The sequence below is a fragment of the Aeromonas sp. YN13HZO-058 genome, assembly GCF_001921245.1.
GTDB classification, from domain to species: domain Bacteria; phylum Pseudomonadota; class Gammaproteobacteria; order Enterobacterales; family Aeromonadaceae; genus Aeromonas; species Aeromonas allosaccharophila.
In genome coordinates this window covers 72,902-89,205 of sequence record NZ_MQSY01000062.1, presented here as the reverse complement: position 1 = coordinate 89,205, position 16,304 = coordinate 72,902, and the positions used below count along the sequence as shown (strand labels likewise).

Sequence of the window (16,304 nt, the reverse complement as noted above, 5' to 3'; positions counted from 1 at the left end):
TCAGCTGCGTGGCGTCTTGCCTTTGAACGCCTTGACGCTGCGCTTGGCCTGCGTGCGACGATTGGCCTGCTTGTCGCGAGCCGGGCGCTTGCCCTCGCCGCTGGCGGGCTGGTCGGTGACCGGGAATCCGGCCAGATCGCCCAGCGGCAGCTCGCGGCCGGTCAGGGTACGAATGGCTTGCAGCATGTCACTCTCGCCATGACAGACCAGCGAGATGGCCAGCCCTTCACGGCCAGCCCGGGCTGTCCGGCCAATGCGGTGTACATAGACAGGGGCACTGGCGGGCAAATCCAGATTGATCACCACCGGCAGCGCCTCCACATGAATGCCGCGCGCCATCAGGTCAGTGGCGACCAGCACCCTCACCCGATCCTCCTTGAAATCATTGAGCGCCTGCTCGCGCACCGCCTGCTCCTTCTCGCCATGGAGGGCGGCCACCGCAATGCCCGCCTTGGCCAGCTTTCTGGCAACCCCGTCGGCATCATCCCGCGCACTGATAAAGACCAGCACCTGCGGCCACGCCTGCTCCTTGAGCAAGCTGATGAGCGCCGGCACCTTGCTGCTCTTGTTGACCAGATAGAGTCGCTCTTCGATCTCGTTCACCACGCTGTTGAGGGGGTTAGCCTCGATACGGGTTGGCTCGCACAGCAGGCCGTTGGCCAGCGCCTCCAGCTCGGCAGGCAAGGTGGCGGAGAAGAGCAGGGTCTGGCGATCCGCCGGAATAAAGCTGAGCAGCGCCTTGATGTCAGGAGCAAAGCCCATCTCCAGCAGACGATCCGCCTCATCCAGCACCAGCAATTGCAGGCCATCCAGCCCCAGCAGTTGCTGGGTCAGCAGATCCCGCAGCCGCCCCGGCGTCGCCACCAGCAGCTGTGGCCCCAGCGCCAGTTCGGCCTGCTGCCGCTCCTGAGGCACACCGCCACAGAGGGTAACGATGCGCAGCCCCAACGCCTCGGCGCCCTCTTTTAGCGCAGCAGTGACCTGAATCGCCAGCTCGCGGGTCGGCACCAGCACCAGCCCCTGCACCAGACTGGAAGCGGGATCCAGCCGCTGCAACAGCGGCAAGCCAAACGCCAAGGTCTTACCGCTGCCGGTCTGGGCCAGTGCCAGCAGATCCTGCCCCGCCAGTACCGCCGGAATGGCCAGCTGCTGGATGCGGGTCGGCGTCTGCAAGGTGGCGGGTAAAGAGGCCAACAGGGCGGGATGGAGGGCTAGTTCGCTAAAGGTCATGGCGCTACGTCAACAAAGAAGTGGGAGGCGAAGTCTAGTGAGCGGGGGGAGAGAAGTAAAACCCTATCCACCATGGGCCGACCGCACGGTGCGGGCGGCAGGCTGACTACACTTCACCTGACACCTTGCCAAGAGAGACCCGCCATGACCAGACACCTCCCCCTCCTGCTGCTCGTGGCTGCCCTGCTCGGCAGCGCGACGCTCGGCCTGTCGCAAACGACGGCGAGCGACAAGGGTACAGAGCAACCCAAACCTGTGCGCGTTCTCAATGCCCACCTTGGCGAGCTGCCGGGGCTGATCAATGCCGACAAGACCGGCCCCTTCGTCGATCTGGTGTACGCCATCGATGATCTCTACCCCGATGTGACCATCAAGATCACCATCTACCCCATCGCCCGCGCCATGGCGGGGGTGATTGCCGGCAAAGCGGATTTCAGTCTGCCCGCCATCCGCAATCTGCAGGATGCCGAGATGCTGCCCTATCGCTTCAGCACCCGCAGCTTTGGCAAAGTCACCCATATCATCTACAGCAACACGGCTTACCCCGTCACCACCGACATGGCCTACGGCATCGTGCCCACCAAGCGGGATCTGCTGATTGAAGCAACCCCGGGGTTTCTGCCTATCCCGCTCCAGCGATCCATGAGCATCGAACAATCCCTGCGCAAGCTCTCCCGTGGTCGCATCGACGCCTTTATCTGGGCGCAGGAGGAGGCGGACCTGATGCTGCGCCAGCTGCAACTGACCAATATCCATCGGGAGCATTTCGGCGACTTCGAGGATGTCTTCATCATTGCCAAGGGAACCGCTGGCGACGAGATGGACAGCTTCCTTGGCGAGGCGATCGACAAGCTTGCCACCTCGGGCAAGCTGAGCGAGATCTACAGCAAGCTGCATATCCCCTATGTGCAGTGGCAACCGCATTCAGAGCCACTACCACAGGCCGTCAAATCCCCCTGAATCGCGAATGTCGCCCATAAAAAATCCCGCCGAAGCGGGATTTTTTATGGCTTGCAGCCTTACAGCACGGCCAGCGCGGCGGCGTAGTTCGGCTCGTCGGCCACTTCGGCCACCAGCTCGCTGTGCAGTACCTTGTTGTCTGCATCCAGCACCACGATGGCGCGGGCGGCCAGGCCCACCAGCGGACCGGAGGAGAAGGCCACGCCGTAGTCCTGCAGGAAGGCAGCACCACGCAGGGTGGAGAGGGTCACCACCTTGTCCAGACCTTCGGCGCCGCAGAAGCGGGACTGGGCGAACGGCAGATCGGCGGAGATGCACAGCACAACAGTGTTCTCCAGCGCGCTGGCCTGTTCGTTGAATTTGCGCACTGAGGTGGCACAAGTCGGGGTATCGACGCTCGGGAAGATGTTCAGGATCTTGCGCTGACCGGCGTAGGCCGCCAGGGTCAGGTCGGACAGATCCTTGGCAACCAGGGAGAAGGGCTTGGCTTGCTCACCGGCGACCGGGAAGTGACCCGCGACGGAAACCGGATTGCCTTGCAGAGTGACTGTGTTGCTCATGTGTTATGTCCTTTTTATTGGTGTAGTAAAAATCTGTGCCCCAGTATAAGCCTGTCACGTCCTCACAAACACCCGACAACATCAGGGGAATAAAAGGGGTTGACCTTGGACTTAACACCAAGGTTTAGACTCCCCCTCAGTAATCAGGGATCTCGCAGGGGCGGGATCCATCAAGAGGGACTCATCATGAGCAAATCCTGCTGCAATCATCAGCACGCCGCCCCCATCAAGGCCGTCAGCAAGGCTGTATCCGGCCAGAATGAACATCACCACGATAGCCACTGCTGCGACAACACCACGCCCGTCAGTGGCTGTTCAGCCACATCGCCTCATGAGCACGCATCCCGTGATGGCAATGAATCACCTGGGGATGAAGAGCCTCCCCGAGGAAGTTGCCACGATCAGCCGTGCTGCAGTGCCCCCTTATCGCCAGCTCACGATCACGATCATGAACATGAACATGAACATCAGCACGATATGCCACCTGCCGACCCGCTGGTTGCGCCAGAGCAAGGCAACAGCCGCCACAGCTGGCAGGTGCTGGGGATGGATTGCCCCAGCTGCGCTCGCAAGATAGAGACCGCCGTCAGCCGGGTGAGCGGCGTGCTGCAGGCGCGCGTGCTGTTTGCCACCGAGAAGCTGGTGGTGGATCTGGCCCCCGGCCTCTCTCCCGATCCCGTCACCGCCGCCGTGCTGGCCGCCGGTTTCCAGCTCAAGGGGGAAAGCGCTGGCAAGCAGGCCGCTGGCCGCGAGCAAGCTTCACAACCGACCCTGTTGGGCAATCTGTTTGGCAAAGATCTCGGCAACTTTTTGGCCAAATACTGGCAACCCTTATCACTGGCGGGTCTGATGCTGGTCGCAGCCCTGCTGCCGAGCGAAATCGGTCAGCCGCTGTTTACTCTGGCGACCCTGTGGGGTCTGTGGCCTATCTCCCGCAAGGCGTGGGCGCTGACCAAAAGCGGTTCACCCTTCGCCATCGAGACCCTGATGACGGTCGCCGCCCTGGGCGCCCTTTTCCTCGGTGAAACCGCCGAGGCAGCCATGGTGCTGCTGCTCTTTATGCTGGGGGAACATCTGGAGGCCTACGCCGCCGGCCGCGCCCGTGCCGGGGTGACCGCCCTGATGGCGCTGGTGCCTGACAAGGCGCTGCGCATCCGTACCACTGCCGAGGGCGAGGTGCGGGAAGAGGTCGGTGCCGATCAGCTGCGTCCCGGCGACATCATCGAAATCGCCCCCGGAGCCCGCTTGGCCGCCGACGCCCGCCTGCTCAATGAGCTCGGTGCGTTTGACGAGAGCGCCCTGACTGGCGAATCCATTCCGGTGGAACGCCGTCAGGGTGACAAGGTGCCTGCTGGCAGTCTGGCCGCCGATCGGGTGTTGCGCCTTGAGGTGGTCTCCGAGCCCGGCAACAACGCCATCGACCGCATCCTGCATCTCATCGAAGAGGCCGAGAGTCAGCGCGCCCCCATTGAGCGCTTTATCGACCGCTTCAGCCGCTGGTACACCCCGGCCATGATGCTGATCGCCCTGCTGGTCGTCATTGTCCCGCCGCTCGCCTTCGGCCAGAGCTGGGACGAGTGGATCTATCGCGGGCTGGCGCTGCTGCTGATCGGCTGCCCCTGCGCGCTGGTCATCTCCACCCCGGCAGCGGTCACCTCGGCGCTGGCCGCAGCTACCCGTCAGGGGGCGCTGATCAAGGGCGGTGCCGCGCTGGAGCGACTGGCCCATATCGATACCGTCGCCTTTGACAAGACCGGCACCCTGACGCTGGGCAAGCCACAACTGACCGAACTGGTCAGCCTCAATGGCCAGCCGGAGGCCGAGTTGCTGGCGCTGGCGGCTGCCATCGAGCAAGGTTCCCACCACCCGCTGGCCCGCGCCGTGGTCGCCAGCGCGACCGAGCAGGGACTGACGCTGGCTGATGCCCGCGACCTGCGTGCCCTGCCGGGCATGGGCGTTGAAGGGCGCATCGACGGCGCCCTTTGGCAACTGCTGGCGCCGAGCCGGGTGGCGACCCTGAATGCGGAACAGCAGACCCGGATTGGTACGCTGGAGCGGCAGGGCAAGACCGTCGTAGTGCTCTGCCAGAGCAGCGGCGACCAGGCGCTGCCGGTCGCCCTGCTGGCGCTGCGGGATCAGATCCGACCGGATGCGGCGGCGGCACTGCAAGAGCTCAACCGGCTCGGGCTCAACAGCATCATGCTGACCGGTGACAACCCCAACGCCGCCGAGGCGATCGCCACCGAGCTGGGCATGGGCTGGCGTGCCGGTCTGCTGCCGGAGAACAAGGTGGAAGAGATCGCCAAGCTGGCCAGCACCCGGAAGGTCGCCATGATCGGCGATGGCATCAACGATGCCCCCGCCATGAAGCGGGCCAGTATCGGCATCGCCATGGGCGGCGGCACCGATGTAGCGCTGGAGACCGCTGATGCGGCGCTGACCCACAACCAGCTCGGTGGCATCGCCGCGATGATCCGCCTCTCCCGCTCGGCGCTGGCCAATATTCACCAGAATATCGCGCTGGCACTGGGACTGAAGGCCATCTTCCTGGTCACCAGTCTGCTCGGCATCACCGGCCTGTGGATTGCGGTGCTGGCCGATACCGGCGCTACCGCGCTGGTGACCGCCAACGCCTTGCGGCTGCTGCGCAAGCGCTGATCCGGACAAGGTAGCCAATACCTATCCCCCAGAAGCCGTCCCCAACCGGGACGGCTTTTCTCTTTCTATGCAAGCGACGCACCCGACAAAGAAAAAGCGCGCCTGCCGGTCGGCAGTCGCGCTTTGCTTACTCTCTCGGAGTTATCCCACCCTTGGCAAGGTGGAATTCAACCCGGGGACGCCGAGCCATCCCCTAGGCTCAATGGGTTGCTTACTTGACGCTACACTCCTGAATGACGGCAGTACCTGCCTTGACGCCAGCCGGGTCAACCTTCACCAACACACTCCACAGCCCTTGCGGCAATGTGATGCTGTTGTTGGCACTGCCGGCCTGGGAGAAGGCGAACGGGTAGCCCGTCTCCGCCTTCAACGCGCCGCCGCCGTTGAGCAGGTACTCCTTGCTCCAGTCCTCGTTGGCGACCTTGAACTCACTGGTGCCAGCGTAATTGAACGCCGCCTGATAGATGGCGAGATCGCCTTCCATCCCCTTGTAGCTCAGCTGGTACTGGGGTTGGGCTGCCCAGCCGGAGAGCTCACCCTTTACAAACAGGTTGTAGCCGAGCGGATTGCCCGCCACCGTGTCCAGTACCTTGCAGCTCTGCACCGGCTCGGTGAAGCTGACGCTCAGGGTGGGCTTGTCCTTGTTCATGGCGGTAAACACGAACTTGTAGCTGCCCGCCTTGGCCAGATCGAGCCCGATGTTGCCGGTATCCCCACCCTTGCAAAGGGTCAGCGGAGTGCCGACCACCAGCTTGTCACCGGCGTTGCAGCTGCCGTAGTTGACCGGCCCCCAGCTGGCATCTGCAATCTTCACCTCGGTTGAGCCCAGCTTGTCAGCCTGTACTTCCGTGGTGAATTCATACATGAAGTTGCTACTGAAGGTCATCTGGTTGGTCTCACCCCATTCACCGAGGAACCCCTTCAGATAAACGGCGGTGTTGCCAAACGGTGGCAGCGTGCTCAGATCGGTCTTCTTGCTGACCGGCAAACCTATGCCCTGTGCGCCAGACTGCGGCTTGACGAACACGGCAGCAGACCAGGCCCCCAGCGTCAGCTGGCCGTTGTCATAGGCGGCGCCGCTAGCGATGCTGCCGACTGCGCGATGCTTGCTGCTGAGCACCATACCGCTCAGATCGATCGGCTGATCGTTGCCGTCACGGAAGTCGCCGATGCTCTGGCTCTGGTTGCTGGCGTTGATCATCACCACCAGACCGTCGATGGCCGGATCCAGATCTGCCCCGGCACTGACGCCATCATCCACCGTCATGACGATAAGGCCGGGCTCCTGATCCGGGCCAGTATTGCGAAAATCGACCCGCTTGATCACCTCGGCGCCACTGCCCAGACGCAGCAGACGGGAAGAGTTACGCAGCTCCGCCAGCTCCTGATAGAAGCTCACCATCTGCGCCATCTCGGCCGAGCCCGGCTTGGCGTGCTTGCCCTGCACCAGCTCGATCAGCGGATAGTTGTCGCCATCCTTGTCCTTGCGCGGCAATCCCTTGTCGAAGTTGTTGTCACCCAGGGTGTAGTCGACTTGGTTATACCAGTCGCCCGAATCATAGCTGTCCCGTTCCATGGACTTGGAACGCAGCAGCTCGACACCGGCGTGGGTGAAGGGAATGCCCTGACCCAGCATGGCGGTCGCCAGCGAAACCCCCTGCATCCGCACCAGATCGGCTCCGGCAGGCGCCTTGTAGATCAGGTTGTCGAACAGGGTCTGGTTGTCGTGCTTGTCGACATAGTTCTGCACTTCCACCGGATCCTGGGCATAACCGGCAGGCTGACCGTTGTAGTCGATCTCGGAACCTTTCTTCGGCATGCCATCCTTGTCGGTCAGCACGAACTCCTTGAGGTTGCCCGCCATGCCGAGGCGCACCAGATCGGACTGGTGCAAGGCTGTTGCCAGCTCCACCTTGCTCATTTCGTTAGGATCGATGAAGGCGCCGTTGCCAAAGCCCTGGGTTTCACGAATGGCATCTTTACTATCAAACGGACTGCCGCCACGCACCGCATCGCGCAAGCGGTCGGAGAAAGAGCCGATGCCGGTGCCGCCCAGATGCTTCTGGGTCGCCTGCACGAAGCGCTTGTCATCCTGAACCTCGCCGAAGTTCCACCCCTCGCCGTAGAAGTACATCTCGGGGTTGACCTTCTTCACCGCGGCCAGTGCCTGCACCATCTGATCTTTCGGGTGGTGGCCCATCAGGTCGAAGCGGAAGGCGTCGATCTTGTAGTCGCGCGCCCAGGTCACCAGCGAGTCATCCATCAGCTTGGCGAACATGGCGTGTTCCGGCGCCGTGTTGGAGCAGCAGGTGGAGTTCTCGACCGAGCCGGTCTCCGGATTGAGGCGCTGATAGTACCAGGGCACGATCTTGTCGAGCACCGACTTGGGCCCCAGTCCCGCCTCGTTGGTATGGTTGTAGACCACGTCCATCACCACGTTCATACCGATGTTCTGCTTGATGGCCTTGACCATCTCGCGGAACTCCAGAATACGTTTGGTACCCTCGGCGTTGGTGGCATAGGAGCCTTCCGGCGTGGTGTAGTGGTAGGGGTCATAACCCCAGTTGAAGGAGTCGACGCCGCGCAGGTAGCCGGAGAGCTCCTGCACCTGCGGATTATCCTTGCCATCGCCTGACTTGAGAGCATCCAGCACCTGGCCGACAGTCTGGCCGCCACCGCAGTAGGTGCCAAATTTGGATGTTTTCACATCCGGATTGACCTGACAGAGCTTGCTGAAGTCATCGCCGATATTGGCCACCTTGGCCGGATCCTCGTTGACGGTGGCGATATCGAACACCGGCAGCAGGTGCAGGTGGCTGACGCCGCTTTTTGCCAGGGCTTTCAGATGGTTGACCGGCACAGAGTCGGGCTGGGTGAGGCCGACAAACTTGCCGCGCTTCTCTTCATCGGTGGAGGCGTCGTTACCGGTCAGGTCACGAACATGAGCCTCATAGATGGTGATGTCGGCAGGGTTCTGCTGGCTGTGGGGCGCCTTGAGGCTATCCCACCCTTCCGGTTTCAGCGCAGGATCGTCGAGATCCACCACCTGACTGAACTCGGAGTTCATCGCCAGACTCAAGGAGTAGGGGTCGGTCACCTCGTAGTGCTCAACCTTGCGGCTCAGCGGGTGGTAGACCTCCATGTCGTAGCGGTAGAACTGGCCGACCAGCTCGCTGCCCCCGTCGTAACTCCAGCTGCCGCTGGCGCTGTCGAAGGTCATGGCCACTTCACCACTCTTCTGGTGGCTGGCGTTGTAGAGGGCCAGCTTGACCGACTTGGCGGTCGGCGCCCAGAGGCGGAAGGTCACCCGGTTGCCCTCCACCACGGCGCCATAGCTCAGCTTGGTCGCCTCGGGGGCATAGAGCGCATCGAGGGCTCCGGCGCTCTGTACCAGGGTTGCCCCTTGCAAGATACCGTCGGCATCGGTGCCGATAGCCACCAGTTCGCCCTTGAGCAGGGGCTTGAGATCTTTCCCGGCAGGCAGGGCAAAGGCGGCTGCATCCTTGAGGTGCGGATATTTGGCCTGCTGCTCGGCAGTCAGACTGGTCGCGGTCAGAGTGACATAGGGGAAATCGAACACCCCATCGGCATTGGCCTTGATAGTGCCCGAGTCGGTGTAATAGAGGCGCACGTGGGGCTTGTCCTTGCCCCCTTGCCAGATCAGGGTATTGCCATCGATCAGATGGGCGCTGGCACCCGCCACCCCGAAGGCGGCGGTAAAGGCCTCGGCGCGGCTGCCAAACAGATCTTTCTTGCCCGCGACAATGGCCACGGTGCGATCCGGGTGCTCACTGAAGATCACCTTCATGTCGCTGCCGGTCAGGTTCGCCAGATCGCCGTTGCGGGCAATAAAGTTGATGCACCCTTCCACCTTGTTGAGCGGCACGACCCAGGCTGGACCAAAGCTGTCGGCGGTGGCGGGCGTCTTGCTCTTGTCATCCCACCCGGTATTCAGGCCGCTGTCAGCCGTTGCCTTGCAGGCGTCGTTGTTCCACAGATGCAGGCTATGGCTGTCAAAGGGAGTTTTGGCCCCCTTGGCTGCCGACTGGGTATCCACCAGTGCAATGACCACCTGATTGTCGCCGGCAACCAGCAACTCTTTCGGGGGATCCATCTTGGGCAGACGGGCGACAGGCCCATCGGTGACTTCAGGCGTAGGCGGTGTAGGGGGGACGGGTTTCACACCGGAGGGATCAGAGCTGTTGTCATTACAGCCAGACAAAAGCGCGAGCAGTGAGGCTGTTACCAGCGCCACTTTGGTCTTTTTCATATCCATATTTTTATAATTCCCGCTGTAGTTAGTCTCGATAGTCGAGCACCCGGTCATTGCCAGGCGGTGCCATATTAATCAGCGGCAATCGATTCAAATGTGAGCGGAAGGGCAAAAAAACCATCCAGTTTCAACAAGATAACGTTTTCAGATTGAAACTTCGATCCGGCTCACAGACCTCGCGGCCATTTGGCCTCATATCTGGAAAACGGCAGTCACGGGGTCAGAAAAGCAATGTCTGATCAAGTGGATAGACAAGGAGTAAACAATGAAACGGATTGAAGAGCAGGCACAACGACTCGATCAGGAGTATCAGGCGATCGGGCAGCTGTTCGACCAGTTCTGCCAGCAGGCGGGCGCCCTGGCCGAGCAGTATCACTTCTTCAACTGGCCCGATTATGAAGACTCGCCCCCGCTGAGCCGCGCCTTCACCCTGCTGGGGGAACCCCGCGAATTGCGGCTGCGCTGTCAGCCCGGTGAGCGCTCCGCCCTTCATGGCCTGATCCAGGTGGTCTCGGAGGATGGCACTATCGATGCCAGCCTCGGGTTTCGCGCCGATGGCCAGCTGCTGCTGGAGTCGGGCAAGCTGCTGGACAACCCGCCCGGACTGCTGCTCAAGCTGCTGCTCGGCGCAGTGTGGCAACACAAGCCCCAGGAGGAGATCACCGGGCAACCGCACTGATATCAGGGAGCCAACGGCACTGAAACCAGGGGGGCCAACGGCCCCCGCTATTTATCCTACGCGCTGGCGATCTCGATGGTCACATGCACCAGCTCTTCATGGATCGCCAGCCGCTCGCGGATCTGCTGCGCCGGCAGCGGATTGACCATCAGCAAAGAGAGCACACAGGCATACTGCTGCTGCCCCACCCGCCAGACGTGCAGATCGCGGATCTCGGCATCCTGCAGCTCGGCGATGACCTCGCGGATCTCCGCCACCAGCGGGGTATCCATCTCGGCATCCAGCAGCACCCGACCTGAGTCGCGCAGCAGCCCCCAGGCCCATACCGCCACCAGTCCGGCACCCACTATACCCATCAGCGGATCGAGCCAGTCGGCCCCCCACAGCATGCCCCCCACCAGCGCCAGGATCGCCAGCACGGAAGTGGCTGCATCCGCCAGCACGTGGATATAAGCAGCGCGCAGGTTGAGATCCTGATGGCCGTGGTGATCATCATGGTCATGATGATGAGCGTGGTCGTGATGATCATGATGGTGGTCATGCCCATGGCCGTGGTGGTGATGGCCGTGATCATCCTTGAGCAACCAGGCACAGGCGAGGTTCACCAGCAGCCCCACCAGCGCGATGGCGATCGCCTGTTGATAGTGGATCGGACTGGGATCGAGCAGCCGGAACACCGACTCGAACAGCATCAACCCGGCCACCCCCACCAGTAACAGGGCGCTGGTGAAGCCCCCCAGTACCTCGATCTTCCAGGTGCCGAAGCTGAATCTGTGGTCGCGAGCAAAGTGGCGGGCAGCGCGATAGGCCAGCACCGAGAGACCGAGCGCCAGCGCGTGGGAGCTCATGTGCCAGCCATCCGCCAGCAGCGCCATGGAGTTGTAGAACCAGCCGCCGCCGATCTCCGCCACCATCATGATGACGGTGAGCAGCACGGCCCAGCGGGTCTTCTGTTCGGCCAGCGGATTGCCCTCGTGGATGACGGGTTGATGGCAGTGGGATTGAACGAGGGATGACATGGATTTCTCCTGAGAGCGATGATGCAATATACTATACCCCAGTATAGTTTTATTGATCGAGAGGATCCGTCATGTCCCACACCATTCACGACAAAAAGAAGCTGCTGGCACGGGTGCGCCGCATCAAGGGACAGACCGGTGCGCTGGAGAGCGCGCTGGAGCAGGAGAGCGACTGCGCAGCCATTTTGCAGCAGATCGCCGCCATCCGCGGCGCCGTCAACGGCCTGATGCTGGAGGTGCTGGAGGGGCATATGCGTGAACATCTCGGCGCCGCCGATGCCACCCCGGCCGAGCGGCTGGAGGATCTGGATCAGGTGGTCAGCGTCCTGCGATCCTATTTGAAGTAGCGCAATGCAAAGACGCCCGGCAACATGCCGGGCGTCTCGTCAATCAAACTCCCCGTAAGGTGTCAGGGGCTGTGGCGGCATATCGAGATCCCCCCGCCACGGTTTGAAGGTGTAGCGCAAAAACAGGGTGGCATGGCTGGGGGCATAGTCATCCGCCTGCTGGATATCAACTCGACCGCCGATGCGCCAGTGATCGGTCAACCGGTGCTCGACCAGCGCGTTGAGGGTATAACCCATGCCACTGCTGCTGCCACCGGCCACGGTAGCATCCTGATCCGGCAAACCATCGGGCAACAAACCGGGCAAGGGATAACGGCGATTTTCATCGGTTCTGGCCTGCGACCAGGAGACCGACCCACCGAGTTCCCAGGACCAATCCTGCTCCCGTTGCCGATAACTGACCGGGATCGCCAGCGAGAAGTAACGCTGGGGGCTGTAATACCCTCCCTGTCCCAGGGTATAACCGCCCAGATCCTGCTGATAATGCCACCACATGGAGCTCAGTCCGACACTGACTCGGCGATGATCCTCGTTGACCAGCTTGTAATAACTCCCACCCATGAGCCGGGTTCGCCAGTTGTCAGGCACATTCTTTCCCGTCAGGAGATGCTGCTGAACGCTTCCCCAAAACCCGGTATTACCGCCCTGATCGTGGCTTAAGTCCAGACGAACCCCATTGGCACGCACCCCGCCCCAAATCAACCCGCTGCCAGGGTCGCTTACACCGGCATAGGAGAGCAGAGAGCTATTGATTGGACGCCGTGATAACGCTGCATTCCACCCTATACGCTGCCAATCCCCTTTCACGCTAGCCCCTCCGACCCAGTCAACCACCTCAAAACCGAGAGGTGTTGTCCCCAGATCAAAAGACCAGCGCTCATCATGCCAACCAGCAGCCACCGTCGTTCCCCGCTGGCGCTGCTGCTCCATACCGCTGCAATTGACCTCGGTACAGGAGCCAAACCGTTCCTGATAGGGAGCGTCAGGCAAGGAGCCCGCATCCATCTCGACCAGCTCAAGCCGGCTAAAAAAGGTACCATCAGCCAGAGGTGTATCAAGTTGCAACATCTGGGTAAGGGCGCGCAGATTTGACACGCCCGGCGTACCACTGGAGCCCCAATAATCACTATCGAACGAGAAGGTGGTCTGATTCTGGCGATAGTGTCGAGCCAGATCGCTACGCAGGCTGGAGACCAGCCAACCGTCATCACTTTTGCTGCTTGCCTGCTCGCTTAGCACCTCATCAGACACATCCTCTCGGGAAGTCACGCCGCCAGCCAGCAAGGCCTTTCTATCCAGTGCCAGAGCTTCCTCACGGTCCCCGCTGGCAAAACGCTGGCGAGCCGCATCGCGCCAGAAAAGCGCGGTTTCCTGGGACGGAGGTAATCCGGCGACAAGCGGTGTGTAGGTAGCAAAAATCTCTTGCGCACGTTCGCTCTCTCCCAGCTGCTGTTCGAGATTCGCAACCTGACGATAGAGATTGACATTACCTAACGATGGCGCGCCATCAGGCCAGGCCGGAAGCCAGCGATGAGCGGCTGGCCGATCGCCTCTGGCCAGTGCCAGCTCAGCCATACCAAGACGCGCATCGGGATGCTGAGGATATCTGGCCAGAATGACCTGATAGAGGTGCTCTGCCTGCGTCAGCGCACCACGAAGAGTCGCCCACTGCGCCAACAACAGAGCAATATCCTCATCAGGCAACAGAGGTTGCAACAGACGTTCGGCTGCGCTTTCATCACCCTGCTCGCGAAGTTGCGTGGCACGTGCGACCAACTCCCTGCGAGCAAGGCGACTGTCCAGCTCTCGCATATCATCCGTCCAGCGATCTGCAGGCTCTACCGCCAACAGTGAGCGAGCCTGGGATACCCGGTCTTGCCCGGAAAGATAGAGTGCAGTGGCATAACGCAATGAACGGTCCCGAGGGGCAACCGCAAGACGTTGCTGCAGTAACTGCTCACCCGCCTGGCCATTATCGATATGAGTCAAATCCCCTGCCAGCCGGTAAGCCAACCAGACATCATCAGGCCGCAAGCGCAATGCCTCCTGTCGGCTTGCCACTGCCTGCGGCCACTTGCCGGCCAGAGCCAGCATGTCGGCCTCCTCCTCCAACTGCTTTGCCTTGAGCTGCGCAGCTTGTGCCTGCAGGCGGGGAGAGCGACTCTCTTTGACCAGTGCCAGTGCTTTGGCTGGATCCTGCTCCAGATACAGCTCAAACAAGCGCCCCAACGCCCGCTCATTGCCTGGGGCCAATGAGAGCACTTTGCGATAAGCCCGCTCAGCCTCTTTATCTTGTTGTCGAGCGTGCTCTGCATCGCCCATCCCGAGCCAGCCCTCGGCCTCCTGCGGATTCAGCCGAGTTGCTTGATGGTACAGACTGATAGCATCGTCCCACCGCCCTGTGCTGACTGCCTTGTCAGCGCGCTCCAGCAATAACCAGTAGCGGTTGGTCGCCAGCAAACTTTCCCACTTTGATCGTCCGGCTACATCAGGCTGCCGCAACAGCTGCTCCAGCAGGGCTACGGCCTCTGCTCGTCGGTTATCCCGTGAGTAGGCTTCGGCGAGCGCCCCTTTCAACTCCTGAGCATCTGGATTAGCCGCCAGTGCGGCCCTGATTTCCCGTATCGAAGCCTTTCCTGCCTGGCTGCGCGCCAACACCTGCTGACGCTGGCGAAAGGCCGGTGATGCCCACTGCTGCTCCTGCGTATCAAGCAGCGCGAGGGCATCATCCACACCACTGTCAGCACCAAACGTTACGATAAATTGCCGCAGGGCATCCATACTCGCATTGCCGACCGGCATCTCGCGGATCGCATCGAGCCAGAGGGAAGCGGCAGCATCACGGCTGTCAGGATGAAGAGCCATACGTTTCAAGAGTGCCACGGCCTCTTGCTGGCGGCCATCCTGCAACAGGTTTCTCACTAAACCGACTCGCAAGGGTGCGTGTCCGGGATAGCGTCTCTCAAGGTCCCACAACGTAGCCATTGCGGTCTGACGCGTAGCAGGCATGCGGGCCTCAAGCAGCGCATACTCCACTGCCAGATCCAGTGTCGGTGGCCCATCTGCGCCAAACAGCTTCCGGTATTCACCTTGCGCCTCCTGCAAGCGTCCCGCGCTGGCCAGTACGCGAGCCTGCTGCAACTGTTGACGCAGCGCGGGAGCATCGAGTGCCAACGCAGCCATGACCTGTCGGTACTGGCTCGAATCCGGTGCCACATCGGCCAGTTGTGCCAGCGCCTGTCGGGCATCCGCCTGCTTACCGAGGCGCAGCGCCTGACGCGCTCTGGCTGCCAGCAGATCAGGGTGATTCGGCTCAACAAGGGAAAGTGAATAGAGCGAATTGCTGATCAGCGCCTCATTATGGGTCGCCTCTCCGAGTCGCACCTGCTCCAGCAGCCAGCTGACAGGCTCCACCGCAGAGCAGGCGTTGCCAGCCATCAGCAAGCCTAGAACCAGACAACCCGCAGTTACTCTGGCTGAAGACATGATTTACTCCAGCGGGGGATCAGATTGCCATTTGCCGCAAAGCGATAACGACCCTGATCCCAACCAGCCCCAAACAGCGTCAACACGCTGCCATAGTAGGCATGGGCATCCCAGCCCCGCTGGCCTACTTGCGCACGCAGTGCATCCAGTGCCGGCTCTCCTTGCATCAGTGGGAGCAAGGCAGCGGCAAAACCGCCTGCATCCTGCCCCTCGACCTTGCCGGTAGCGGTATCTATTTGCTCCGGAACCAGGCCGGTACGGTTGACATAGGCTTGTATGGGAGCAAAGTGAGCCACCAGTTGTTGCTTCACCGGATCGTCAGTGCTGAGCATGCCGAGCCAGAGATAGACCCGGATAGCATCATAGCTGCCACGCCCGCCATGTTTATCGTTGCTCACCCAACCTTTCGGCGGCTGCCAATCGACCCAGTCGGGGGCGAATCCATTGGGCGAACTGGCCATCAATATGGCAGGCCACTGTTTGTGCATCTCTTGCCACGGCCCCTGCATGCCAGCGACGCGAGCCAGTAACTGGGGGGGCACATAAGCGGGGTTGAGCGTCCAACGCTGCTCTGTAGCAAACCCCCTGGGTCCCGGCAACAGTACCAGCCCCAATCCGGGCACGCGAGCCACCTCTTCACGAGCGATACGACGTAGCAACATGGTACCGATGGATTCATAGCTGTGGTTCTGCCACAGACGCCCAGCTTCCAGCAGGCTGTAGGCGATCCAGAGATCCGAATCAGCCGCACTATTGGCATCCAGAATGCCCCACTTGTCTCCCTGTTTTCCCCATAGCCATGCAGGCAAAAAACCGGTCAGATCGCCTTTTGCCAGTTCACGCTCGGTCCAGTTCAGCACCTGCTCGAACGTCTCCCGATCATCATTGACCAACGAGAAAAAGAGCGCATAGCTCTGCCCTTCCGAGGTGGTGATGCGGCGCGCATCTGACGGATCAATTACCCGCCCCTCGGCAGTTATGTAATCCCGCTTGAACTGCTCCCACTCTGGCCAGTCACAAGCGGCTCGTACCGGGATTGCACTCGCGCAGCAGAGCAGCAGTACCGCGATCTGTCGGATCATTTTTCTCATC

The 16,304-nt window shown here is 61.3% G+C and carries 10 protein-coding genes; 4 read left to right on the top strand and 6 right to left on the bottom strand.

Annotated elements, in window-relative coordinates; translation table 11 throughout:
- Complete coding sequence (locus BSP75_RS16255; RefSeq protein WP_075113890.1) at positions 1-1,230, bottom strand: DEAD/DEAH box helicase; 1,230 nt, start codon at positions 1,228-1,230, stop codon at positions 1-3.
- 144 nt (positions 1,231-1,374) lie between these two features.
- On the opposite strand from BSP75_RS16255, the gene BSP75_RS16250 reads away from it, so the two are divergent.
- Positions 1,375-2,190, top strand: coding sequence for a transporter substrate-binding domain-containing protein (locus tag BSP75_RS16250; RefSeq protein WP_075113889.1), 816 nt, complete (start codon positions 1,375-1,377; stop codon positions 2,188-2,190).
- 59 nt (positions 2,191-2,249) lie between these two features.
- Here BSP75_RS16250 and tpx read toward each other — a convergent pair whose 3' ends face one another.
- Positions 2,250-2,750, bottom strand: coding sequence for a thiol peroxidase (gene tpx, locus BSP75_RS16245; protein WP_075113888.1), 501 nt, complete (start codon positions 2,748-2,750; stop codon positions 2,250-2,252).
- A 186-nt stretch (positions 2,751-2,936) separates the two neighbouring features.
- On the opposite strand from tpx, the gene BSP75_RS16240 reads away from it, so the two are divergent.
- Complete coding sequence (locus BSP75_RS16240; RefSeq protein ID WP_075113887.1) at positions 2,937-5,408, top strand: zinc/cadmium/mercury/lead-transporting ATPase; 2,472 nt, start codon at positions 2,937-2,939, stop codon at positions 5,406-5,408.
- A gap of 211 nt (positions 5,409-5,619) precedes the next feature.
- Here BSP75_RS16240 and pulA read toward each other — a convergent pair whose 3' ends face one another.
- Positions 5,620-9,684, bottom strand: a complete 4,065-nt coding sequence (gene pulA, locus BSP75_RS16235; protein ID WP_148140743.1) for a pullulanase-type alpha-1,6-glucosidase — start codon at positions 9,682-9,684, stop codon at positions 5,620-5,622.
- 262 nt (positions 9,685-9,946) lie between these two features.
- On the opposite strand from pulA, the gene BSP75_RS16230 reads away from it, so the two are divergent.
- On the top strand, positions 9,947-10,360 hold the full coding sequence (locus BSP75_RS16230; RefSeq protein WP_075113885.1) for a hypothetical protein: 414 nt from the start codon (positions 9,947-9,949) through the stop codon (positions 10,358-10,360).
- A gap of 56 nt (positions 10,361-10,416) precedes the next feature.
- On the opposite strand, the gene dmeF is transcribed toward BSP75_RS16230, so the two are convergent.
- Positions 10,417-11,379, bottom strand: a complete 963-nt coding sequence (gene dmeF / locus BSP75_RS16225) for a CDF family Co(II)/Ni(II) efflux transporter DmeF (RefSeq protein WP_075113884.1) — start codon at positions 11,377-11,379, stop codon at positions 10,417-10,419.
- Positions 11,380-11,450: 71 nt separating this feature from the next.
- Between dmeF and BSP75_RS16220 the strand changes: the two genes are divergently transcribed.
- Entirely contained in the window at positions 11,451-11,726 is a 276-nt protein-coding gene (locus tag BSP75_RS16220; protein WP_075113883.1) for a metal/formaldehyde-sensitive transcriptional repressor, read from the top strand.
- A 39-nt stretch (positions 11,727-11,765) separates the two neighbouring features.
- Here the strand turns inward: BSP75_RS16220 and bcsC are convergent, their stop codons facing one another.
- Together bcsC and bcsZ are read right to left on the bottom strand one after the other, a co-directional pair.
- Positions 11,766-15,212, bottom strand: a complete 3,447-nt coding sequence (bcsC, locus tag BSP75_RS16215; RefSeq protein ID WP_075113882.1) for a cellulose synthase complex outer membrane protein BcsC — start codon at positions 15,210-15,212, stop codon at positions 11,766-11,768.
- Positions 15,194-16,303 carry a cellulose synthase complex periplasmic endoglucanase BcsZ gene (bcsZ, locus tag BSP75_RS16210; protein WP_075113881.1) on the bottom strand — a complete coding sequence of 370 codons (1,110 nt, stop codon included), beginning with the start codon at positions 16,301-16,303 and terminating at the stop codon, positions 15,194-15,196. Before bcsZ ends, bcsC begins: the two co-directional genes overlap by 19 nt.
- Between the last annotated feature and the right edge of the window lies 1 nt (position 16,304).